The sequence below is a fragment of the Azospirillum melinis genome (genome assembly GCF_013340935.1).
GTDB lineage: Bacteria > Pseudomonadota > Alphaproteobacteria > Azospirillales > Azospirillaceae > Azospirillum > Azospirillum melinis.
Genome location: NZ_WHOS01000003.1, coordinates 150250 through 172752, shown reverse-complemented (window position 1 = coordinate 172752; position 22503 = coordinate 150250). Strand labels below are relative to the sequence as shown.

General features: G+C 67.2%; 22 protein-coding genes and 1 riboswitch. Of the genes, 6 read left to right on the top strand and 16 right to left on the bottom strand.

Annotation, left to right across the window (positions count from 1 at the left end):
* Positions 1-92: 92 nt before the first annotated feature.
* Positions 93-2234 (bottom strand): excinuclease ABC subunit UvrB, encoded by a 2142-nt coding sequence (gene uvrB, locus GBZ48_RS04045; protein WP_174469841.1) that lies wholly within the window; start codon positions 2232-2234, stop codon positions 93-95.
* 384 nt (positions 2235-2618) lie between these two features.
* Here uvrB and GBZ48_RS04040 point away from each other — a divergent pair, with 384 nt between their 5' ends.
* Entirely contained in the window at positions 2619-3635 is a 1017-nt protein-coding gene (locus GBZ48_RS04040) for a GGDEF domain-containing protein (protein ID WP_174469840.1), read from the top strand.
* 41 nt (positions 3636-3676) lie between these two features.
* On the opposite strand, the gene GBZ48_RS04035 is transcribed toward GBZ48_RS04040, so the two are convergent.
* The 3 genes from GBZ48_RS04035 to GBZ48_RS04025 form a co-directional block, all read right to left on the bottom strand.
* Complete coding sequence (locus GBZ48_RS04035; protein WP_174469839.1) at positions 3677-4063, bottom strand: DUF6285 domain-containing protein; 387 nt, start codon at positions 4061-4063, stop codon at positions 3677-3679.
* Entirely contained in the window at positions 4063-5154 is a 1092-nt protein-coding gene (locus tag GBZ48_RS04030) for a phosphotransferase family protein (protein ID WP_174469838.1), read from the bottom strand. The genes GBZ48_RS04035 and GBZ48_RS04030 overlap by 1 nt, the downstream gene beginning before the upstream one ends.
* A 202-nt stretch (positions 5155-5356) precedes the next feature.
* Positions 5357-8002 (bottom strand): glycosyltransferase, encoded by a 2646-nt coding sequence (locus GBZ48_RS04025; protein WP_174469837.1) that lies wholly within the window; start codon positions 8000-8002, stop codon positions 5357-5359.
* Positions 8003-8190: 188 nt separating this feature from the next.
* Here GBZ48_RS04025 and GBZ48_RS04020 point away from each other — a divergent pair, with 188 nt between their 5' ends.
* Positions 8191-8406 carry a hypothetical protein gene (locus GBZ48_RS04020; RefSeq protein ID WP_174469836.1) on the top strand — a complete coding sequence of 72 codons (216 nt, stop codon included), beginning with the start codon at positions 8191-8193 and terminating at the stop codon, positions 8404-8406.
* Between the two features lie 54 nt (positions 8407-8460).
* Here GBZ48_RS04020 and gcvPB read toward each other — a convergent pair whose 3' ends face one another.
* From gcvPB to gcvT, 4 genes are read right to left on the bottom strand one after another with little or no spacing between them, the layout of a single operon-like run.
* Entirely contained in the window at positions 8461-10032 is a 1572-nt protein-coding gene (gene gcvPB, locus GBZ48_RS04015) for an aminomethyl-transferring glycine dehydrogenase subunit GcvPB (RefSeq protein WP_174469835.1), read from the bottom strand.
* On the bottom strand, positions 10029-11372 hold the full coding sequence (gene gcvPA / locus GBZ48_RS04010; RefSeq protein ID WP_174469834.1) for an aminomethyl-transferring glycine dehydrogenase subunit GcvPA: 1344 nt from the start codon (positions 11370-11372) through the stop codon (positions 10029-10031). The genes gcvPB and gcvPA overlap by 4 nt, the downstream gene beginning before the upstream one ends.
* A gap of 1 nt (position 11373) precedes the next feature.
* Positions 11374-11748: a glycine cleavage system protein GcvH gene (gene gcvH / locus GBZ48_RS04005; RefSeq protein WP_174469833.1), complete on the bottom strand. Its 375-nt coding sequence runs from the start codon at positions 11746-11748 to the stop codon at positions 11374-11376.
* Between the two features lie 52 nt (positions 11749-11800).
* On the bottom strand, positions 11801-12913 hold the full coding sequence (gene gcvT / locus GBZ48_RS04000) for a glycine cleavage system aminomethyltransferase GcvT (protein WP_174469832.1): 1113 nt from the start codon (positions 12911-12913) through the stop codon (positions 11801-11803).
* Between the two features lie 169 nt (positions 12914-13082).
* A riboswitch (glycine riboswitch) is annotated at positions 13083-13198 on the bottom strand.
* A 215-nt stretch (positions 13199-13413) separates the two neighbouring features.
* Between gcvT and GBZ48_RS03995 the strand changes: the two genes are divergently transcribed.
* A complete protein-coding gene (locus tag GBZ48_RS03995) occupies positions 13414-14247 on the top strand; it encodes a hypothetical protein (protein ID WP_174469831.1) in 834 nt (277 codons plus the stop codon).
* A gap of 97 nt (positions 14248-14344) precedes the next feature.
* On the opposite strand, the gene GBZ48_RS03990 is transcribed toward GBZ48_RS03995, so the two are convergent.
* The gene (locus tag GBZ48_RS03990; protein ID WP_246306962.1) at positions 14345-14860 is read right to left on the bottom strand and encodes a hypothetical protein; all 516 of its coding nucleotides are present in this window, start codon (positions 14858-14860) and stop codon (positions 14345-14347) included.
* A 235-nt stretch (positions 14861-15095) separates the two neighbouring features.
* Here GBZ48_RS03990 and ispH point away from each other — a divergent pair, with 235 nt between their 5' ends.
* The gene (gene ispH, locus GBZ48_RS03985; protein ID WP_174469829.1) at positions 15096-16073 is read left to right on the top strand and encodes a 4-hydroxy-3-methylbut-2-enyl diphosphate reductase; all 978 of its coding nucleotides are present in this window, start codon (positions 15096-15098) and stop codon (positions 16071-16073) included.
* Positions 16074-16092: 19 nt separating this feature from the next.
* On the opposite strand, the gene GBZ48_RS03980 is transcribed toward ispH, so the two are convergent.
* Genes GBZ48_RS03980 through GBZ48_RS03965 form a run of 4 tightly spaced genes read right to left on the bottom strand, consistent with a single transcriptional unit; the run spans position 16093 to position 19163 of the window.
* Entirely contained in the window at positions 16093-17556 is a 1464-nt protein-coding gene (locus GBZ48_RS03980) for a cobyric acid synthase (RefSeq protein ID WP_174469828.1), read from the bottom strand.
* Between the two features lie 4 nt (positions 17557-17560).
* On the bottom strand, positions 17561-18184 hold the full coding sequence (cobO, locus tag GBZ48_RS03975) for a cob(I)yrinic acid a,c-diamide adenosyltransferase (RefSeq protein WP_343049219.1): 624 nt from the start codon (positions 18182-18184) through the stop codon (positions 17561-17563).
* Complete coding sequence (gene cobU / locus GBZ48_RS03970; protein WP_174469827.1) at positions 18181-18705, bottom strand: bifunctional adenosylcobinamide kinase/adenosylcobinamide-phosphate guanylyltransferase; 525 nt, start codon at positions 18703-18705, stop codon at positions 18181-18183. The genes cobO and cobU overlap by 4 nt, the downstream gene beginning before the upstream one ends.
* Positions 18702-19163 carry a cupin domain-containing protein gene (locus GBZ48_RS03965; RefSeq protein WP_174469826.1) on the bottom strand — a complete coding sequence of 154 codons (462 nt, stop codon included), beginning with the start codon at positions 19161-19163 and terminating at the stop codon, positions 18702-18704. Before GBZ48_RS03965 ends, cobU begins: the two co-directional genes overlap by 4 nt.
* 181 nt (positions 19164-19344) lie before the next feature.
* Between GBZ48_RS03965 and GBZ48_RS03960 the strand changes: the two genes are divergently transcribed.
* On the top strand, positions 19345-20169 hold the full coding sequence (locus GBZ48_RS03960) for an alpha/beta hydrolase (RefSeq protein ID WP_174469825.1): 825 nt from the start codon (positions 19345-19347) through the stop codon (positions 20167-20169).
* Positions 20170-20174: 5 nt separating this feature from the next.
* On the opposite strand, the gene GBZ48_RS03955 is transcribed toward GBZ48_RS03960, so the two are convergent.
* The 3 genes from GBZ48_RS03955 to GBZ48_RS03945 form a co-directional block, all read right to left on the bottom strand.
* Complete coding sequence (locus tag GBZ48_RS03955) at positions 20175-20405, bottom strand: FmdB family zinc ribbon protein (RefSeq protein ID WP_174469824.1); 231 nt, start codon at positions 20403-20405, stop codon at positions 20175-20177.
* Positions 20406-20496: 91 nt separating this feature from the next.
* Positions 20497-20715 carry a heavy-metal-associated domain-containing protein gene (locus tag GBZ48_RS03950; protein ID WP_423316126.1) on the bottom strand — a complete coding sequence of 73 codons (219 nt, stop codon included), beginning with the start codon at positions 20713-20715 and terminating at the stop codon, positions 20497-20499.
* A gap of 25 nt (positions 20716-20740) precedes the next feature.
* Complete coding sequence (locus GBZ48_RS03945) at positions 20741-21889, bottom strand: divergent polysaccharide deacetylase family protein (protein WP_246306961.1); 1149 nt, start codon at positions 21887-21889, stop codon at positions 20741-20743.
* Positions 21890-22013: 124 nt separating this feature from the next.
* On the opposite strand from GBZ48_RS03945, the gene GBZ48_RS03940 reads away from it, so the two are divergent.
* Positions 22014-22469 (top strand): STY0301 family protein, encoded by a 456-nt coding sequence (locus tag GBZ48_RS03940; RefSeq protein WP_174469823.1) that lies wholly within the window; start codon positions 22014-22016, stop codon positions 22467-22469.
* Positions 22470-22503 lie beyond the last annotated feature (34 nt).

Sequence of the window (22503 nt, the reverse complement as noted above, 5' to 3'; positions counted from 1 at the left end):
ACGACCCTCCTGCGATCCCGCGCCACCCTACCGGAAGCGGAAGTATGGTGTTGCAACCTGTTCAGGACAAGGGTGGGTCAACAGGAGGTGGATCACGGCCCGCGACGGCGCCTGCCTTGCTTCTTCGGCGCCCCTTCCGGAATGCCGCGACCCTGGCGCGCACTGCTGATGCCGATGCTGCCGGGGGTTTCCAGCCCCAGATCCATCGCCTCCAGCCGGCGCAGTTCGTCGCGCAGGCGGGCGGCCTCCTCGAACTCCAGGTCGGCGGCAGCGGCCCGCATGCGCTTTTCCAGATCGGCGATGACACTCTTCAGGTTATGCCCGACCAGCTCGTTGGAGTTCAGGCCGGTCTTGACCGTGACGTGGTCGCCGCGCTCGAAGACGCTTTCCAGAATGTCGCCGATGGCCTTCTTCACCGATTCCGGTGTGATGCCGTGTTCCAGATTGTAGGCCATCTGCTTCTCACGGCGGCGTGCCGTTTCGTCGATGGCGTACTTCATGCTGTCAGTGATCTTGTCGGCGTAGAGGATCGCCCGTCCGTCGATGTTGCGGGCGGCACGGCCGATGGTCTGGATCAGCGAGGTCCTGGAACGCAGATAGCCTTCCTTGTCGGCGTCCAGGATCGCCACCAGCGCGCATTCCGGGATGTCCAACCCCTCGCGCAGCAGGTTGATGCCGACCAGCACGTCATAGGCACCCAGCCGCAGGTCGCGGATGATCTCGATGCGTTCCAGCGTCTCCACGTCGGAGTGGATGTAGCGCACGCGCAATCCCGCTTCGTGCATGTATTCGGTTAGCGCCTCCGCCATCTTCTTGGTCAGGGTGGTGACCAGCACGCGATAACCCTTGGCGACCACCTCCTTGCACTCGCCGATCAGGTCGTCGACCTGGGTCTCGGTCGGGCGGATGATCACCGGTGGATCGATCAGGCCGGTCGGGCGGACCAGCTGTTCGGTGAAGACGCCGCCGGTGCGCTCCAATTCCCAGGGACCGGGCGTGGCGGAGACGAAGACCGTCTGCGGCCGCATGCCCTCCCACTCCTCGAACTTCAGCGGGCGGTTGTCCTTGGCGCTGGGCAGGCGAAAGCCATAATCGGACAGCGTCGACTTGCGAACCAAGTCGCCGCGGTACATGCCGCCGATCTGCGGCACCATCACGTGGCTCTCATCGACGATCAGCAGCGCATCGCCCGGCAGATATTCGAACAGCGTCGGCGGCGGATCGCCAGCGGCGCGGCCGGTCAGATAGCGGGAATAGTTCTCGATGCCGGCGCAGGAGCCGGTCGCCGCCATCATCTCGATGTCGAAGGTTGTGCGCTGCTCCAGCCGCTGCGCCTCCAGCAGCTTGCCTTCGGCGGCGAACTCCTCCAGCCGGTCCTTCAGGTCCCGCTTGATCTGGTTGATCGCCTGATTCAGCGTCGGCTTCGGCGTCACATAGTGGCTGTTGGGATAGACGCGCACGGCCTCCAGCGCCGCCAGCTTCTCGCCGGTCAGCGGGTCGATCTCGTGGATGGCCTCGATCTCGTCGCCGAACAGAGAGATGCGCCACGCCCGGTCTTCCATGTGGGCCGGGAACAGCTCCACCGTGTCGCCGCGCACGCGGAATAGGCCGCGGCCGAAGGCGGCGTCGTTGCGCTTGTACTGAAGCTCGGTCAGCTTGCGCAGCAGCTCCGGCTGGGCGATCACCTCGCCCTTGCGCAGGTCAACCGTCATCTCAGAGTAGGTCTCGACCGAACCGATACCGTAGATGCAGGACACCGACGCCACGATGATGACGTCGTCGCGCTCCAGCAGGGCCCGTGTCGCCGAGTGGCGCATGCGGTCGATCTGCTCGTTGATCGACGATTCCTTCTCGATGTAGGTGTCGGTGCGCGGGACGTAGGCCTCCGGCTGGTAGTAGTCGTAATAGGAGACGAAATATTCCACCGCGTTGTTCGGGAAGAAGGACTTCATCTCGCCATACAGCTGTGCCGCCAGCGTCTTGTTGGGCGCCAGGATCAGCGTCGGGCGCTGCACCGTCTGGATGACGTGCGCCATGGTGAAGGTCTTGCCCGACCCGGTGACGCCCAGCAGCACCTGATCCTTCTCGCCCTGCCGCAGTCCGCCGGTCAGTTCCTCGATGGCGTTCGGCTGGTCGCCCGCAGGCGTGTAGTCCGACACGATGACGAATTGCTTTCCGGCTTCCAGCTTCGCGAGGGGCTTGGCGGGAATGGCGGACAGGACAGGGCTTGCCATGGGACGGCGATCCGATCGGAGGAAGGGTACGGAACGGGAACCGATTATATGGCTGCAATGCCCCCGTCTGTCGAGCGCAGGCTTGGCGGGAATAGCGATACGGTTCATACCCTGCCCCGCATCCGATATTCTGAAGCGCTTGCCCTCAGTACATTCACTGGGACTTCAACGCCTCACACAAGTGGCTTGGAAGTTGATGGCACGGCAGGGAGTGGTTCCCCAACTTGAACGCTGCATTAGGGTATGGCATTATCCTGTTTAGAGTATGAAGTTGAGGCGACTCACGAAGCGTATCCGGGACGGGGCAACAGCAGGTAGTCCTTCCTTAAGTACGTCCACAACGTTTCATAGACCTACTATTGTTGTGCAGTCGACGGATCATCCATGTCAGACAAGTTTTTCTCCGAGATTTCCGACACCCTGTCTTCCGCCCGGTCAGTAGAAGATTTGACCCGTCCGCTGCTGAGCCTGCTTGAAGCGGTAACGGAACTGGAGGCCACCTATCTGACCTGCATCGACCAGGAGCTGGGCATACAGCGTGTTCTGTTTGCCTACAACACCAAGACGATGCAGATTCCCGAAGGGCTTGTCGTTCCTTGGGAAGGGACCCTGTGCAAGCGCGCACTCGACGAGGGAAAGTTCCACACCGAAGACGTGCCAGCGCTGTGGGGCGATTGCGACGCCGCCAAGGCTCTCGGCATCCAGACCTACGTCAGCACTCCGGTCAGGCTGAATGACGGCACACTTTTTGGAACGCTGTGTGCGGCCGGGTCGGAACGCAAGCCGCTGACTCCGAAAGGGGAGCAGACTCTTCGCCTCTTCTCCTCGCTGATCGGCCTGCATGTGGAACGGGAACAGCTTCTCGAAAACCTGCAATCGATCAACAGCGCGTTGGAAGCGCATTCCTTCACCGACGTCCTGACCGGATTGCCCAACCGGCGCTTCCTTCTGAAGGAGATGGACCGTCTGTTCGCCGGCGCCGAATCGACAGGGCAGACGGTCCTGATCGCCTTCATCGATCTGGACGGCTTCAAGGCGATCAACGACCGTCACGGCCATGAAGTCGGAGATGCGTTTCTGATCGAGGTGGGCAAGCGCCTGTCGGCAGGCCTCCGGTCCGGCGACATCCTGGGCCGCTTCGGCGGCGACGAATTCATCGTCACCGGCCTCGGTCCATCCGGAGATGCTGCGGGTCAGGCGGCCGCGGAGACCCTGTGCAACCGTCTGGCGCCGCTGCTGATCGGTGAATATGAATTGCGGGGCATCACCCTGCACTATTCCGGCGCAAGCTTCGGACCCACAGCCGTCGACCCACGCACCGTCGCCGTGGACGAGGCGTTGCGGAAGGCCGATGCCGCCATGTATGAGGTTAAGCGCGAACGGAAGGCACAGAGAGTCTGACCGCGAAGCGGGGCGCCGGAAGCGCCCCACCCCCGGTGCCCTTACCCCAACGCCTTCGGGTTGGAGATCCCAAGCCGCGCTTCAACGATGGCCTCCAGCGCATCCATCAGCACGCCCTGCCCCTCCTGGTCGAAATCGCCGGCGGCGATCTCGATGCACAGGCGGTGCTGCAAGGCTTCCACCCGCTTGCGCAGGTCGTCGCCGGACAGCACGTCGTCGGCATCCTCGCCATAGAGCAGGGCGAGCGCGCCCAGCATCGAATGGCCGGCGGCGTCCAGCCCCTTCAACTCGCGCTCGGCAATCTCCAGCGCATTGGCGACCATCAGCGCGGCGAAACGCGCCTCCGGGGCCACATGGGGAAGCACGTCGGCACGGAAGGTGGAGGCGGCGATCTCCAGCAGGCCGCGGGCGTCGGGATTGGCGCGCATCAGGCCACCTTTTCCACGGCATCCGCCGCCATCCCCCCGAGGGCACCGATGGTGCGCAGATGGCGCAACATGTCCATCTCGATTTCCGGCAGCATCCGTCCGGTCAGCGCCAGTTCCAGCGAGCGCTCGGCACCGGAGCTGTGGCGCAGCCCCTGCTCAACCGCGACAGCGGCCCAGCGCAGATAGGCCGCCGTCTCCCAATAGGCGACGCGCGCCGGATCGACGCGACGGCCGGAGGTTTCCTCATAGCCGGCATAGAACTCCGCCCGGTCGGCGATGCCGCCCGCCTCGCGGTCGGGCCGGCGGAACCGCCAGGAGCGTGAGCAGAACCAGCCGAGATCCTCCATCGGGTCGCTGAATCCGGCAAACTCCCAATCCAGAATCGCGGTCAGCGCGCCGTCCTTGACCAGATAATTGCCGGTGCGGAAATCGCGATGACACAGCACCACCGCACCCGGCAGCGGCGCGTTGACCTCCAGCCAGCGCAGCCCCCAGGCGATCACCGGATCGCGCCGCCCCAGATCGCCGAACCAGCGGCGGTACTGCGCCAGCGTCTCCTGCGCCGGGCAGTCGGGCGCCTCACCCAGCCGCTCCAGCCCCTCGGTATCCGGCGTGATCCGGTGCAGCAGGCCAAGCTGCCGCCCAAGTTCGCGCGCCAGTTCCGGCTGCGCCGCTTCGGACCGCGTCACCGCGTGGCCGGCACCGAGCCCTTCGGCCCGCCGCATGATGTAGAAGTCATGGCCCAGCACCGCCGGATCGTCGCAGCCGAACAACGGTTCCGGCGCCATCACCCCGGCCGCGAAGGCGGCGCGCAGCACCACGAATTCCCGCAGCTTGCCGATGCTGGCCGAGATACGCCCGCCGCCTTCGGCCCGCAGCACGCAGGCATGACGCCCGGCCAGCGGCCCGCCGACGATATCCAGCGTCACCGCCAGATTCAGGGAAATCGCCCCGCCGCCGAGCCGTCCATCCTCCGTCACCGTGACGCGGGATGCGCCGGCCTGTGCGGCCAGCCAGTATTCCAGTCGAACCCGGTTGTCACCTGACAACAGCGAAGGCGGGGACTGGTCGGACGCTTTCACGACATGCATAACGATCTCCCTCCGAAGGATGCGGGGCGCGTTGGTTCGCGCGCCTTTATCGGTTTGAGCCGCCGATGGTAGGCACGAAGCGCTGTTGCAGACAAGTTTCACCTTGGTGGGAAAAGCGACTCCACCCCCAAAAAAGTCGGCCCCTCCCCCACAGGTCAGGCGGGGAAGGGGCCGTTTTTGCATGAGTGATGGAAGATGGGCCTTATGCGGCGACCGGGTGGCTCGTGCCCTGCTCCTGGCCGGCGGTGTTGCCCTGCTGGGCGGCCGGAACCGGGGCCGGCTTGGCTTCACGGACCGGAAGCATGTCACCGATGCCGAAGGCGACGGCCATCAGGTTCGGCACCGCCATCGCGGCGAGCAGCACCGCCCACAGTTCCAGCGACAGGGTGCCCAGCGGGTTGACCAGCGCGGCGGTGGCGGACGAGGCGACCAGGGCGGCCGACAGCCAGGCTTCCGGCTTGGCGCAGAAGCGGCCGGCGGTGCGCTTGCCGCCCTTGGCGGTCACCCGGAAGGCATCGTGCTTGCGGACCAGACCGCGGACGACGGCCAGGGCGACGGTGGTGGACAGCGCCATGCCGACGGCGCAGGCGCCCAGGCTTTCCTTCCAGCTGTTGCCCGAGGCATAGCGCGATGCCAGCAGGCTGGAACCGGCACGCAGGACCAGGGCACCCAGCACGGCGGCGGTGGCGGACACCGGCGGCAGGTGCAGCGGCAGAACCAGCGAGGCGAAGGTCCAGACCACGGCGGCGGATGCTGCGAACAGGCCGACGGCGTCGGACCACCAGCGGATCCAGTTGGTGACGTAGCCCAGCTTCTGCCGCGCGCTCAACTCGGCCGCACCCGGCAGAAACTTCTTCCAGTGGGCACGGACGATCTGCGTCGAGCCGAACACCCAGCGGTCACGCTGCTTGCGGAACTGCATGAAGTTGTCCGGGGCCAGACCGGCGCCGAGGCGCTCGTCGGTGTAGGCGGCGCGGTAGCCGGCCGACAGGATGCGCAGGCCCAGTTCGGTGTCCTCGCAGATGCCGGCTTCCGACCAGCCGCCGACCTGATCCATCGCCGAGCGGCGCAGCATGATCATCGTGCCATGGCAGATGAAGGCCTGGGACGACACGCCCTCCTGCATGCCGACGTCGAAGAAGGGGCGGTACTCGGCGGTCATCGCCGACTTCAGCACCGTCTCATGGCCGTCGCGGTGTTCCTGCGGAGCCTGGACGATGCCGACCGAGGGATCGGCGAAGGTCGGGGCCAGCTTCGACAGCCAGTCGGGCGACACGGTGTAGTCGGCGTCCAGCACGGCGACGATCTCGGCGGACGGATCGGTGTGGCGCAGCGCGGCGTTCAGGGCGCCGGCCTTGAAGCCGGAGATCTTCTTGTACCAGTGGAACTTGAACTTCGGCCCCAGCGCCTGGCACATCTCCTCCACCGGGCGGACCAGATGCTCCTCCTCGGTGTTGTTGATGAGGACGACGACCTCGTAGTTCGGGTAGTCGAGACGCGACAGCGAGGCCAGCGTGGCGTTCAGCACGTCCGGCTGCTCGCGGCAGGCGGCGACGTGAATCGAGACCATCGGCTTGTGTTCGGTGCTGGGCACGCCATGCGGCAGCAGGGCCGGGGCGCGGCCGGTCAGCAGCCGGCGGGCGACGTCCACCAGATCGGCGAAGGCGACGCTCATCATCAGGGTGCCGAGAGCGAAGGCCGAGCCCCAGGTGGTGACAGCGCCGAAGGTCAGATATTCCGAGAAGGCGCCGGCGACGGCGGAGCCGATGGCGAAGCCGATGATGTTGGCGCCCAGCGAGGCGGCGAGCGCAAAGCCGGCATTGGTCCGGCGGCGGAACACGGCGAAGGCCGACAGGGCGAGGCCGACGGCGATTGCGACGCCCGCAGCGACACGCTCGCCATAGGGGGCGGCGACGGCGCCGGTCATCGACCATTTCGGCTGGCGGTCGGCATCCAGCACGCCCCAGGTCGGACCGGGCGAGCCTTCGATGGTCGACTTCCAGATGCCGTCGAAGGCCTCGACGACGTTGTAATGCAGGCCGAGCGCGTTGGCTTCCGCCGCGAACCCACGGACGACGGCGGCCTGGGCCTCCGGCGTCGGGTAGGCGTCGTGGAAGTTCTCGCCACCCGACGGCCAGCCGACCTCGCCGACGAACAGCGCCTTGCCCGGATGGGCCTTGCGCACGGTGTCGAGCCGGTCGCGGATCCAGGTCAGCGCATCGGACACCGGCACGCCTTCCCAGTAGGGCAGGACGTGGACGCCCATGAAGTCGGACGCCTTCACCGTGGCGTCGGCCTTGACCATTTCCGACCACACGTCGGCGGTGCCGACCTTGATGTTGGCCGGAACGGCGGCACGCACCCGCTTGATGTAGGAGGCCAGCTCGGCATCGGTCAGTTCGGCGCGCAGCAGCGTCTCGTTGCCGACGACGATGCGCTTGATGCCGCGGAATTCCTTGGCGAGCGCGATGCCGTGCAGCACCTCCCGCTCATTGCGGGACTTGTCCTTGCTCAACCAGATGCCGAGCGTGACGTCCAGGCCCTTGGACACCGCGATCTCCGGCACCTCGCCCTGCGAGCCGAGGGTCGAGTAGGTACGCACGCCATCGGCGAAGCCGGCGATGGCGGTCATGTCCTTCTCGATGTCCTTGCGCGGCACCACCGGCTGGTGGTTGGGGTCGTAGCTGCGGCCCGACGGCGAGTAGGACACGGATTCGATACGGCCCGGCTCCGCCTCCACAGGCGTCGGCGCATTGCGCCAGGACCAGAAGGACGCGTGGCCGGCGGTCACGGCCAGCAGTGCGGCGGCGATGGCTGCGCGCCGGATCGAGTTCTTCGGGTTGCTCATGGGGAGTTCGCGTGCCCTGTTGCTGGGTGGCCGTTCGCCACCGGACACCAGCACAAACGGGCGGACCGACTTCCCTATTCCGTCGCTTTCGAAAAAATTTTGTGCAGTGCGGAGAGCGGAACCCCGGCCGGCGGCTCCTGTTGGACAACGACCTGTTTCCCAATGCTCAAGCCACAGGAGAACGCCCCATGGCCACCCGCCACGAAGACAGCCCCGAACACAAGAAGGCCCACGATCTGGCCGAGCAGGCGCTGGACAAGGCCGCCGACGGCGATGCCCGCAAGGCGCGCGACCTGATCGAGGAAGCCAAGAGCATCGATCCGAAGATCGGCGAGGAAATGGCCCGCGAGGCCGCCGAGGATCAGAAGAAGGCCGACAAGTTCGTCGGCAAGACCGACAGGTAGGCAACAGGAAGACGCCCCCCTCCCTTGCAGGGAGGGGGAGCGTCATGTCCATCCTTACTCCGCCGCCAGAGCCTCCGCCGGTACCGGCGGGGTCCAGCGCAGCACCGGCTTGCGGGCGGCGGCCGTCTCGTCCAGGCGACGGCGCGGCGTCAGGCGCGGCGCGGCCTGGAAATAGGCGACATCGCCGGACTTCGCCCGCTCGGCCAGCGCACGCAGCGCGTCGACGAACTGGTCCAGGCTGGCCTTGCTCTCCGTCTCGGTCGGCTCGATCAGCAGGGCACCGTGGACGACCAGCGGGAAATACATGGTCATCGGGTGGAAGCCCTCGTCGATCAGCGCCTTCGCCATGTCGAGCGTGGTGACCCCCGTTCCCTTCAGGAAACGGTCATCGAACAGGCACTCGTGCATGCACGGCCCCTCGAAGGAGGCCGTCATCACGTCCTCCAGCCGCGCCATGACGTAGTTGGCGTTCAGCACCGCATCGCCTGACGCCTGCCACAGCCCGTCGGCGCCGTGGCTCAGCATGTAGGACAGGGCGCGGACGAACATGCCCATCTGGCCGTGGAAGGCCTTCATCCGGCCGAAGGCCGGACCTTCGCCGGCGTTCTCGACCAGCGCGAAGCCGTCCTTGCCGTGGGTGACGTAGGGCACCGGGATGTAGGGTGCCAGCGACTCCGCGAACACCACCGGCCCCGACCCCGGACCGCCGCCGCCATGCGGGGTGGAGAAGGTCTTGTGCAGGTTGATGTGCATGACGTCGATGCCGAGATCGGCCGGACGCACCCGCCCGACGATGGCATTGAAGTTGGCGCCGTCGCAGTAGAAATAGGCACCGGCCGCATGCACCGCCTCGGCGATGGCGATGATGTCGCGTTCGAACAGGCCGCAGGTGTTGGGGTTGGTCAGCATCAGCCCGGCCACATCGGGACCGAGCTTGGCCTTCAGCGCCTCCAGATCGACGCGGCCGTCGGCGGTCGCCGGGATGGCGTCGACGCTGTAGCCGCAGGCGGCGGCGGTCGCCGGGTTGGTGCCGTGGGCGCTTTCCGGCACCAGGATCTTGGTACGGCCGCTGTCGCCCTTCGCCTCATGGGCGGAGCGGATCGCCATGATGCCGCACATCTCGCCATGGGCACCGGCGGCGGGCGCCAGCGTCACGGCGGCCATGCCGGTCAGCGTCTTCAGCCAGTAGGCCAGCTGGTCCATCAGCTCCAAGGCACCCTGCACCGTGCTGACCGGCTGCATCGGATGCACGTCGGAGAAGCCCGGCAGCCGTGCCATCTTCTCGTTGAGGCGCGGGTTGTGCTTCATCGTGCAGGAGCCCAGCGGATAGAACCCGCTGTCGATGGCGTAGTTCTTCTGCGACAGGCGGGTGTAGTGGCGGACCACCTGCGGCTCGGCGAGGCCGGGCAGCCCGACCCTGGCGCGCGGCTTCACCGCACCCAGGCGGGACGCCACCTTCGGCACGTCCGGCAGATCGACGCCGGTGCGCCCGGCGCTGTCCTGTTCGAAGATCAGCGGCTCTTCGATCTGGAGACCGCGGTTGCCGGTGACGGTTCCGGTCACGCCGTCGAACGAGGCGGCGCCGGCCGGAATGGCCGACGGACGGCCCTGGTTGTTCATGCTCATGCCAGAACCTCACTCAGAGCGGCAGCGAAGGCGTCCATGTCGGCATCGGTGTTGGTCTCGGTGACGGCGACCAGCAGCAGGTCCTCCATCTCGCCCGGATAGAGGCGCGACACCGGCACGCCGCCCAGGATGCGGCGCTTGGCAAGCTCCTCGACCACCGCGGCGGCCGGCTTCGGCAGCTTGACGGTAAATTCATTGAAGAAGCCGTCGTTCAGCACCTCGACACCCGGAACCGCCGCCAGCTTGTCGGCCATCTGGACCGCCTTGGCATGGTTCAGCTGGGCAAGCTGCGTTATCCCCGCTTCGCCCAGCAGGCTGACATGGATCGAGAAGGCCAGCGCGCACAGGCCGGAGTTGGTGCAGATGTTCGATGTCGCCTTTTCGCGGCGGATGTGCTGCTCGCGGGTGGAGAGCGTCAGCACGAAGCCGCGGCGGCCGTCGGCGTCTACCGTCTCGCCGCACAGGCGGCCCGGCATCTGGCGGACATATTTCTCCTTCACCGCAAACAGCCCGACATAGGGGCCGCCGAAATTCAGGGCGTTGCCGAAGGACTGGCCTTCCGCCGCGACGATGTCGGCGCCCATGTCGCCCGGCGGCGTCAGCAGCCCCAGCGACAGCGCTTCTGTCACCACGACGATCAGCAGCGCACCCTTGGCCTGGCAGGCAGCCGCGAGGTCGGTGTAGTCGCGGACATGGCCGAACACGTCCGGGTTCTGCACGACGACGCAAGCAGTCTTGTCATCGACCAGCGCCAACAGATCCTCGCCGCCGGTCGGGGCGGCCGGCAGGGCCACCGCCTCGAAGCCGATGAAACGGGCGTCGGTGGTGGTCACGTCGCGGTAATGCGGGTGCAGGCCGCCGGACAGGATCGCCTTCTTCCGCCGGGTGACACGGTTGGCCATCATGACGGCTTCGGCGCAGGAGGTGGCGCCGTCATACATCGAGGCGTTGGCCACATCCATGCCGGTCAGCAGCGCGACCTGGGTCTGGAATTCGAACAGGACCTGCAGCGTGCCCTGGCTCACCTCCGGCTGGTACGGCGTGTAGGCGGTCAGGAACTCGCCGCGCTGGACCAGATGGTCGACGGTGGCCGGTACATGGTGACGGTAGGCGCCGGCGCCGAGGAAGCTCGGCACCGACCCCGCCGGCACATTCTTGGCGGCCATGGAACCGAGCAGCCGTTCGACCTCAAGCTCGCCCATGTGGTTGGGCAAGCCCCCGATCGGGCCGGCCAGACGGGCCGCCTTTGGAACGTCGCGGAACAGGTCTTCGACCGATGTTGCGCGGATGGCCTCCAGCATCGACTGCCGGTCGGCCTCGGTCAGGGGCAGATAGCGCATGTTAGTGGGATTCCTCCACGAAGGCCTTGTAGGCCGCTTCGTCCATCAGGCCATCCAGTTCGGAGGCATCCTTGAGCTGAAGCTTGAAGAACCAACCATCGGTTTCGGCGGCGCTGTTGACCATCGACGGGTCGTCCACCAGGGACTGGTTGGCCTCCACTACGGTGCCGGACACCGGGGCGTAGACGTCGCTGGCGGCCTTCACCGATTCGACGACGGCGGCTTCCTTGCCCTTCTCCAGCACGCGGCCGGCGTCGGGCAGCTCGACGAACACCACGTCGCCCAGCTGGCTCTGGGCGAAGTCGGTGACGCCGACGGTGGCGACATCGCCATCGACCTGAACCCACTCGTGGTCCTTGGTGAATTTCTTGGTCATTGGAAGGTTTCCCTGTTCAAAACGGTTGCTTGTGATTGGGGAAGCCGGGGCATCAGCCCCGGTAATAGCGTTGCGGCACGAAGGGCGTGGCGGCGACGCGGGCGGGCAGCGGCTTGCCGCGCACCACCAGCGTCAGCGGCGTGCCGACCGCCGAGTTCGCGATGTCGACATAGCCCATGGCGACCGGCGCGCCGGCCGTCGGGCCGAAGCCGCCGCTGGTGATCTCGCCGATGACGGTGCCGTTGGCATCCTGGATTTCGGTGTGCTCGCGGGCGGGCTGGCGGCCTTCCGGCTGGATACCGACGCGGCGGCGCGACGTGCCCTCGGTCAGCTGCCGGTGGATGATGTCATAGCCGGGGAAACCGCCCTCGGCGCGGCGGCGCTTCGGCAGGGTCCATTCCAGCGCACCGTCCACCGGCGTCGTGGTGGTGTCGATGTCGTGGCCGTACAGGCAAAGCCCGGCTTCCAGGCGCAGCGAGTCGCGGGCGCCCAGCCCGATCGCCTCGACCTCCGATTCGCCCAGCAGTGCACGGGCGATCATCTCCGCATCGGCCTTGTCGCAGGAGATCTCGTAACCGTCCTCGCCAGTGTAGCCGGAGCGGGTCAGGATCACCGGCACGCCCTTGAAGGTGGCGGACAGGTAGCTCATGAACTTCATGGTGGCGGCTTCCGGCACGAAGCGGGCCATCACCTCGGCGGCCATCGGACCCTGGAGCGCCATCAGCGCCAGATCGTCCAGCAGTTCCACCTCGGCCTTCTCGGCCAGCTTCTCGCGGAGGTGGGCGACGTCCTGCTCCTTGCAGGCGGCATTCACCACCAGGAACAGGTGGTCGCCGGCATTGGTCACCATCAGGTCGTCGAGGATGCCGCCCTGTTCGTTCAGGAACAGCGTGTAGCGCATGCGGCCCTGCGCCAGCCCCTTGATGTCGCCGGGAACCAGCGTTTCCAATGCTGCGGCCGGATCTTCGCCGGTCAGGCGGACCTGCCCCATGTGGGACACGTCAAACAGCCCGGCCTTCTCGCGGGTGTGCTGGTGTTCCTTGAGGATGCCCAGGGGATACTGCACCGGCATGTCATAGCCGGCGAAGGGGACCATGCGGGCGCCAAGCTCGACATGGAGCGCGTGCAGCGGGGTGGTCTTGAGAGCGGTTGCGGCCTCGGTCACGCTGGTCCTCCGACAGGGTTACGGCACCCGCACCGGGATCGGTGCAGGAAGCTGCCCCCTCTGTCTTGGACCTGAGAGATTCACCGCCGTCCGGTCGAGCCGGGCACCCGGTTTACTCCTTCGGTGAGTCGCGGCGACTGGGCGCCGAGGCTGCTTTCCAGAGTTGCCTTATCCCCTTGCGGTCCTTTTGCCTGAGAGTTTCCGGGGGCGGTTGCTCCTTCGGCGCCGCCTGCGGACCTGTCGATTTACGACAAGGCTACAAGCGATCTCTCCCGCGAGGGATCATCGGCGTGATGGCGGCACACTGTCGCGATCAGACAGGTTTGTCAATCGGCGCTCTGGCCCATGAAACAGCCAAGCCGTTGAAATACAGCAGTTTTGGAAATTTTCCTTTTCCGCGAGAAAAATAGGTATACAAACCCATTCACCGCATCGCGCCGAGCTGGCCAGCCGTTGTCCATCGCGGGACTCATTCCAATCGACAGAGTGGAGAGCGCGCAATGACCGTTCAGGCCTTCAACCCGTCCGACCTGCCCCAGTCCGCCGCCAACTGGGCGGTGTCCCAGCGCATCGTCGGCAACTTCGCCCCCCATGCCCAACTCGTGCCGAACCTGACCCTGGCGCTCGATCCCGGCAACCTGCTGAACGGCACCACCCTGACCGAGGTGAACGCCCAATCGGTCGGCCCCTTCGCACCGCCGACCAGCGGCTTCCGCATCGACCGCGTGGTGGTGGACCGCAACACCGGGGCCGCGGCCATCGTCCCTGGCACCGCCAACAGCCTGACCCCGCCGGCGATTCCGGTCGGCAAGCTGCCGGTGGCCCGCGTGATGCTCCTGCCGACGACCGATGCCGTCACCAACGATGCTGTGGTGGATGAGCGATCCCTCATCGACCTTACGGCTCCGACGCAGAACTCCGTCGTCGTCCGAGCGCACCGCAACAACGTCGGCCAGAACGGTATCACCAACAACAGCTGGGCCAAGGTGCTGCTGACCACGGCCAACATCAATATCGGCAACGCTTTCAACGGCACGACTTCCCGCTTCCAACCTTCGATCGCCGGCCACTATCTGCTTCATGCCCAGGTGATGATGAACTGCGGCGCCAACGGGTCGATCTACGCCGGGCTCTATCTCAACGACACCAACATCGCCCTATGCCGTTCCCTCACCCCTATGGCGACTCCCACCTATGCCGCCACGACATCCGTGACCTACATGAACGGGACGAGCGATTACGTGGAGATGAAGGTGCTCAACACTATCGTCACCGACGGCATCCTGGACGGCACGCCGACGGCTACCTTCTTCGTCGCCACCCGTCTGGCATAAGCTTTCAACCTTAAGCTTTGACCGTCGAGGGGGCGCCCACGGCATGATGGGCGCTCCTTTTTTCAGGCGTTATCAGCGGGCTGGAGCCCGAAGACAGTTACTTCTTCACCTGCGTCCGGTTGAAGTTCAGCTGCTCGGGCGTCAGCTGGAAGCCGAGATAGATCTTCCAGTCCTTGGCGTTGGCGTCCTTGGGCAGCGGGATCTTCGGCGTCAGCTCCTCGCGGGTTCCGGCGCGCGGCTGGCCGGGGACGAAGGTCACGTCGGTGTCGAAATAGGCCTTCGACACCAGCGTGTCGTCCGGCTGGGCCAGGGCGACGAAATACTGGTACTTGGCGGTGCTGCCCTGGAGCGCCGGACCGCGTTCCGCCACCAGATAGACGTTCACATTCACGGTGACGCCGCTGCTGGTGTAGTCGCAGCTGCCGGTGAAATCGGTCAGGGCGGCGCGCGACTCCAGATCGGTCAGATCCTTGCCGCCGGGACGGAACACCGTCACTTCCTGCAGGTCGCGGACGATGTTGACCTTCGGGCAGGCCAGCGCCGCTTCCGACGGGCTGGTCGGCCCCATGCCGGAGCAGCCGGAAAGCACCAGAACGGCCCCGGCCGCGAGCAACGCAGGGCGGCCCATCCCAAAGAGGGACGCCAGCGGGCTTTTCCGGGCGGGGGTTCCTATATTACGGTCGCGGCGGTCCATCGGTTCGGCCTGATCGGTTAACGGGCTGTTGGATCGCGACTTTAGTGTCCCAGCTTGACCGGCACAAGACCGCGCGGCGGTTCTATCCCTTGTGACCGTTCAGCACAGGATTACCTAAAGGCGACCTTCTCCACGCAAGGGCGGTACAGCGCATATGACCACGACCAATTCCCCAACCCGCCAGCCCCTGACCATCCTGCTGGCGGCACCGCGCGGTTTCTGCGCAGGGGTGGACCGGGCGATCCAGATCGTCGAGACGGCGCTGGAGCGCTTCGGGGCGCCGGTCTATGTGCGGCACGAGATCGTCCACAACCGCTTCGTGGTCGAAAGCCTGGAGGCCAAGGGCGCTGTCTTCGTCGATGAGCTGACCGAAGTGCCGGACGGCCGCCCGGTGGTCTTCTCCGCCCATGGCGTGCCAAAGTCGGTGCCGCAGGCGGCCGAGGCGCGCGGGCTGTTCTATCTCGACGCCACCTGTCCGCTGGTCAGCAAGGTCCACCGCGAGGCCGAACGCCATCACGAGGACGGCAAGCAGATCGTCCTCATCGGCCATGCCGGCCATCCCGAGGTCATCGGCACCATGGGCCAGCTGCCCGCGGGCGCCGTGGTGCTGGTGGAGACGGTGGCAGATGTCGCGACGCTGGAGGTGAGCGACCCGGAAAACCTCGCCTATGCCACCCAGACCACCCTGTCGGTCGACGAGACGACGGAAATCCTGGCTGCGCTCCAGGCCCGTTTCCCCGCCATCGCCGGGCCGAAGAAGGAGGACATCTGCTACGCCACCACCAACCGTCAGGCGGCGGTGAAGGCCATCGCGCCGAAGGTGGAGGCGCTGCTGGTGCTGGGGGCGCCGAACTCCTCCAACTCCAAGCGTCTGGTGGAGGTGGCGAAGACCCATGGCTGCCCGGCCGCCCAGCTGGTCCAGCGCGCCGCCGACATCGACTGGAGCGCCCTGGCCGGCGTCGCCCGCCTCGGCATCACCGCCGGCGCGTCCGCCCCGGAAGTGCTGGTGGAGGAGGTCATCGAGGCCGCCCGCAGCCGCTTCGACGTGACGGTCGAGGAGCTGCGCACCGCGACCGAGAACATCGTCTTCAAGCTGCCGCGCGCGTTATCGGTGGAGCAGGAGGCGGTCTGAGGGGGCATCGCCCCCTCCCTCACCCCTGCGCCACTGTCAACAGCCCGTCCACATCCACCACGCTCTCCAGCCGGTCGGCGACAGCGTCCAGCGCCCGCTCGACCGCCACGCCATAGCCGAGGTCCGACCCGGCGCTTCCCAGCCGGCGCAGATAGGCCGAGCGGAAGCCGTCGGCGGTGAACAGGCCGTGCAGATAGCAGCCTGCCACCCGTCCGTCCGCCGACTCCGCCCCATCGGTTCCGCCGCCGGTAAGCTCCAGCATCGGCCGCGCCCGGTCGGCCCCCTCCGTGCGGCCCATATGCATCTCGTAGCCCGCCACCGCGGCACCGGTGCGCCGCTCCGTGCCTCGGGCCTCCTCCAGCACCTTCGGCCCCTTCAGCACCGTCTCGACATCCAGCAGCCCGAGCCCGGCGGCCTCGCCGGGCGGGCCTTCGATGCCATCGGGGTCGGCGATGCGCCGGCCCAGCATCTGGTAGCCACCGCAAATGCCAAGCACCCGGCCGCCGCGCCGCCAATGGGCCATCAGGTCGATGTCCCAGCCCTGCGCCCGCAGGAAGGCGAGGTCGGCGATGGTCGCCTTGGTGCCGGGCAGGATCACCAGATCGCAATCGCCAGGCAGCGGCTGGCCCGGACGCACCATGGTCAGGGCGACGCCCGGCTCCTGCGCCAGCGGATCGAAATCGTCGAAGTTGGCGATGCGCGACAGCATCGGCACGGCGATGCGCAGCGCCCCATTGCCGGCCTCCCGCGGCCGGTCGAGCGCCACCGCGTCCTCGGCCGGCAGGGTTGCCGCCTCCTTGAGCCAGGGCACCACGCCGAATCCGCGCCAGCCGGTGTGGCTCTCGATGATCCGCAGCCCTTCATCGAACAGGCGAACATCGCCGCGGAACTTGTTGATCAGAAAGCCCTTGATGCGCTCCTGTTCAGATTTCGGTAGAAGTGCGTGGGTGCCCACCAGACTGGCGATCACGCCGCCGCGGTCGATGTCGCCGACCAGCAAAACCGGTACGTCGGCAGCGGTGGCAAAGCCCATGTTGGCGATGTCGCCGGCCCGCAGATTGACCTCCGCCGGGCTGCCGGCACCCTCGACCACCACGATATCGGCCTCGCCCCGCAGCCGCTCGAAACTATCCAGAACGGTGCCGAGCAGCTCGCGCTTGCGGGCCTGATAGTCGGCGGCGCGCGCGGTGCCGACCACCACGCCGCGCACCACCACCTGACTGCCGACATCCGACTGCGGCTTCAGCAGCACCGGGTTCATGTGGACGCTGGGCGCCACGCCGCAGGCCCGCGCCTGGAGCGCCTGGGCGCGGCCGATCTCGCCGCCATCCGCCGTGACCGCGGCGTTGTTGGACATGTTCTGCGGCTTGAACGGCCGGACGCTCAGCCCGCGCCGCACCAGCGCCCGGCACAGCCCGGCCACCAGCAGGGACTTGCCGACGTCGGAGCCGGTACCCTGCAACATGATCGCCCGGGATCGCATGGCTTTAGAACTCGATGCCGGCCTGGGCCTTCACCCCGGCCTCGAACGGGTGCTTGACCAGCGTCATCTCGGTGACGAGGTCGGCGGCGGCGATCAGTTCCGGCTTGGCGTTGCGGCCGGTGATGCAGACATGCAGGTCCGGCCGGCGGGCGGCCAGCGTCGCCAGCACCTCGTCCAGCGGCAGATAATCCATGCGCAGCACGATGTTCAGCTCGTCCAGCACGATCAGGCGATAGCGCGGATCGGCCATCAGTTCCTTGGCCTTGGCCCAGGCGGCTTCGGCGGCGGCGATGTCGCGGGCGCGGTCCTGGGTGTCCCAGGTGAAGCCCTCGCCCATCGTGTGGAAATCGACCAGATCCTCGAAGCGCTCCAGCGCAACCGTCTCGCCGGTGGACCAGGCACCCTTGACGAACTGCACCATCCCGACGCGCATGCCGTGGCCGACGGCGCGCATCATCAGGCCGAAGGCGGCGGTGGACTTGCCCTTGCCCTTCCCGGTGTGGACCATCAACAGGCCCTTCTCCACCGTCTTGGAGGCGAGCGCCCGCTCCTGCAACGCCTTGCGCCGCTTCATCTTCTCGGCATGGCGGCGGTTCAGCTCGTCCGTATCGGACATCTCGGCGGTCATATGGAGGTTCCCTTCACGAACATCGGCAGACCGGCGACGGTCAGCACGACGCGCGGCGCCGCGGCCGCGATGGATTGGTGCAGGCGGCCGGCATGGTCGCGGAAGCGGCGCGCCAGCGCATTGTCGGGTACGATGCCGAGCCCGACCTCATTGGAAACGAGCACCACCCGGCCGGGCAGCGTCGGCAGAAGCGCCACCAGCGCCGCGGTTTCCGCAGCGATGTCGGCCTCGGCCATCATCAGGTTGGTCAGCCACAGCGTCAGGCAATCGACCAGGACGCCGGTACGCTCGGCGGCATGCCGGCGCAAGGTTCCGGTCAGGTCGCGCGGCTCCTCCACGGTCGTCCAGTCCGGGCCGCGGTCGTCGCGGTGCTTCGCCACCCGCTCGGCCATCTCGGCGTCCCACACCTGCGAGGTGGCGATGTAGACCCGCGGCCCACCCAACGCCGTCACCAGCCCCTCGGCATAGCGGCTCTTGCCCGACCGCGCACCGCCCAGCACCAGGGTGACATCGGCACTCATTCCCAGACAGTCCCGTCACGGTGGTGATAGGCGCCGTCGCGCCAGACCATGTCCTCGTCGGAATAGTCGATCTCATCGCCGCCACTGCGGTCGCCGACCTCCAGATAGCTGGCCGGCCGGTCGCTGCGGTTGATCAGCCGGTGGCCATCGGCGACGCCCCGCGGAAAGCCGGCGCACATGCCGGGGGTCAGCAGCGTCTCGCCGGCGTCTGTCACCAGCGTCAGCTCGCCCTCCACAACATAGACGAACTCGTCCTGCCGGCTGTGCCAGTGGCGCAGGGCGGAGGAGGCGCCGGGCGCCAGCGTGGTCAGGTTGACGCCGAAATTGCTCAAGCCCAGCGGGTCGCCCAGCACCACCCGGTGCCGGCCGGCGACCTGCGACCGGAAGGGCTGCGGATAGTCGGTGGCGCCAGTTTCGGCGGTCAGCGTCGCGGGATCGAGGACCGGTGGATTCGGCACGGGCGCTCTCCGGTTCTGTGTTGCGGGTCCGGACTGTCGCAAACCGCACCGGCGGCGTCAAACGGCTCAAGTCCCCTTACAGAGCAGGCCCTTACAAAGCTGGGTTGCCGGGACCGTGGCTGGACAGGCGCCATTTCGCCCACCATGCTTATTGCAGCGCAAAACAACAACCTGCGATCCGATGTCCCACCTGGAAATCATCAGCCGCCGCCCCTCCGGTACCGCGAAGATGCCGCCGCTCCTGTTCGTCCATGGCGCCTTCAGCGGGGCCTGGATCTGGGACGCCAAGTTCCTGCCTTGGTTCGCCGAGCGTGGGTGGGAAGCGCATGCCGTCTCGCTCCGCGGCCACGGCAACAGCGAAGGGCGCGACCGGCTGCATGATTTCGGCATCGCCGACTATGTCGACGACGTGCTGGAGGCGGCGGGCCGCCTGTCCGCTCCCCCGGTGCTGATCGGCCACTCGATGGGGGGCATGGTGGTGCAGCGCGCGCTGGCGAAGCGCCGCTTTCCGGCCGGCGTGCTGATGGCGTCGGCACCGCCCTACGGCCTGCTGACCTCCACCATGGGGCTGGCCTGGCGCTCGCCCTACGTGTTCCAGCAGATGTCGATGCTGATGAGCTTCGGCGAGACCGCGATCAACCCCGACGCCATCCGCCGCGCCATGTTCTCCGACAAGATGCCGCACGCCGAAGCGGCCAAGTACGAGAGCTTTCTGCAGGAGGAATCGCGCCGCGTCCTGCTCGACATCGGCGGCTGGATCCCCTTCCCCGTCCTGCCGCCTCGCGACATGCCGGTGCTGGTGATGGGGGCCGAGGAGGATCTGCTGTTCCCGCGCGCGGAAATCGTCGCCACCGCGATGGCACTGGGCACCCAGCCGGTGTTCATGCCGGACATGGGCCATGCGATGATGCTGGAACAGGACTGGCAGGCGGCGGCCGAGCGTCTGGAGACTTGGATCGCCACGACCGTGACGGCCGAAGTCGCCGCCCCCGGCTCCGCCGCCTGACCTGCTTAGACCTTTGGCCGTTCAGACCGCGAATAGTTGCTGAAATGCCCCTCCCTGGAGGCCTGCCGGCGGGCGGACTGGAGGATGGCGCCGGACTTGCCCTCCGGCGCCACATTCGACACCTGGCGGGTCAGGTCGGCACCGCCGCAGGACGGGCAGGCAGGCGTCTCACCGGAGCGGACCAGGGTTTCGAACCCCTGGTCGCAGGACTTGCAACGATAGGAATAGAGCGGCATCGCACCCTCGCGGAACGGATCGCATCGGTCCGAGCATGCCGCAATACCCACAACAAGAAAACGGTTTTGTTGCGCCGCAACAGCGGAGCGGTCAGGCCGCCGCTCCACCGAAATCGAATCCGGCCGCCTCGACCGCCTGCTGCACCAGTTCGGCCGGGATGCCGCCGGCGACCACGACGGTGCCGGTTGCGAGATCGACGGTCACCGCGGCATTGGGGGCCGCCTTGGTGATCGCGTTCGAAACGGAGCGGGCGCAGCCGCTGCAGGTCATCCCATCCACCTTGTACGCATCGGTCATCGTTACTGGCATCGCCACGGGCTTCCTTTGAATCGGGTCAGCCGCCGGCATGGTGCGTCCGCACCACCGCGCTGACCGGGACAAGAACGAAGCCACGCTTTTGCACATCCGGCAGCCAGGACGCCAGAGCCTCGATTGTCGCATCGTGCGGGTGGCCGATGGCGACGGCGTAACCCTGACGCTTCGCCACCTGTTCGGTCTTGGTCAGCTGGGCCTTCACCGCCGCCACCGTTTCCACATTGTCGAGGAACACGTCGCGCCCGATCCAGGGCATCTTCAGTTCCTGCGCCAGCCCAATTCCGGCGCTGTTGGGCGTCGTCCGGCTGTCCAGCCACAGCAGTCCGCGCCGGTGCAGTTCCGTCAGCACCGGCGCCAGAGCCGCGCGGTCGGCGGTGAATCGGCTGCCCATGTGGTTGTTCACCCCGACATAGCCATCGAAGCTGTCCAGCGCCGCGCGGAACCGCTTCACGATCTCGCCCTTGTCCAGCGAGACCAGCAGCGCGTTCGGACCCGGATCGGCCTTCACGCTGGGCTCCATCGGCATGTGCAGCATCAGTTCATGCCCGTTGGCGCGGGCCGCCTTCGACTGGGCCGACAGGTCGCGGGCATAGGGCAGCCAGGACAGCGTCAGCGGACCGTGCAGTCCGGCCATCCGGGACGAGCGCTTGCGGTCGAGCCCCATGTCGTCGATGACGATGGCGATGATCGGCCTGCCCTGCGGAATCTCGGCCGGCAGCGCATTCCTGCGCCACAATGCCGCATTGCCCGAGGGCGCCTGCACCGGCGGCTGGGCCGGGGGAACCGGCGGCGGCAGCATCGCCACGGTGGTCGCGGGCGGACGCGTTTCCGCCTGGGCCGGCTTTTCCGGCACCGCATGCTCCGGTCCTTCGGCTGCATGCTGGGCAGGCGCCGGAGCCTCCGTCTTCACCGCCGGCAGCGAGGGGGGCGCCGGCGGCACGGCAGCCTGCTGTGTCTGGGCCTGCTGGGCCGGAGCCTGTTGAACGGCTGCCTGCTGGGCACGCTCGCCGCCGGACCGGCCACCGGTCAGCGTCGCCACGCCCATCGCCACCGCGAACACCGCAGCGACCGCCGCCAGAGCCAGGACGAAGGGATTCGACAGAAAGGGGGGAAGCGGAACCTTGCGGGCTTTCGAAGGCGCCTTGCGGGCCATGGTGACGACGTCCATCCTGCGACCGGGGCGGCGCACAGTGGCACCCTGCCGCAGCGACCGCAATTGCTCAAACGACACAGACGACCGCCGCAACGGCGCCGTCATTTCAACGGCCCGACCGGTCCCCGGAGATTGCCCGATGCGCCCGTACCTTGTCACCGTCCCGCTGCTGCTGGCTGCCTCCACCTCCTCTGCGCTGGCCGCCGGCGGCCCGCAATGCCCGCCGACCATCAGCGTGACCGCCCAGCCGGAAGCACCGGGCGGCTGGGCGCCCTATCCGGGCCGCGACAGCCACAGCTTCATCGGCATCACCCTGATCGAAGGCGACCGCGCCCAGCAGATGGCAACCACCTCGCGCACCACCCTGGCGCCCGACAGCGAGACCAGGCACGCGCGTCGTCTGGTCCAGCTCTGGGAGTTCGACGCCGCGCAGCGCGGCAAGTTGTTCGTGCTCTGCCGGTATCGCGGCACCGAGGCGACGCTCGCCGCCGACCTGCCGCACCAGACCCGCCGCTGCACGCTGACGCTGGAAACCGACATCCGCGGCGACGTCCTGGACGAGCCGAAGACGCCGCCGCAGCTCGACTGCCGCTGAGGACGCGAGGCCCCACGGCGAAGTTCTGCGCGGA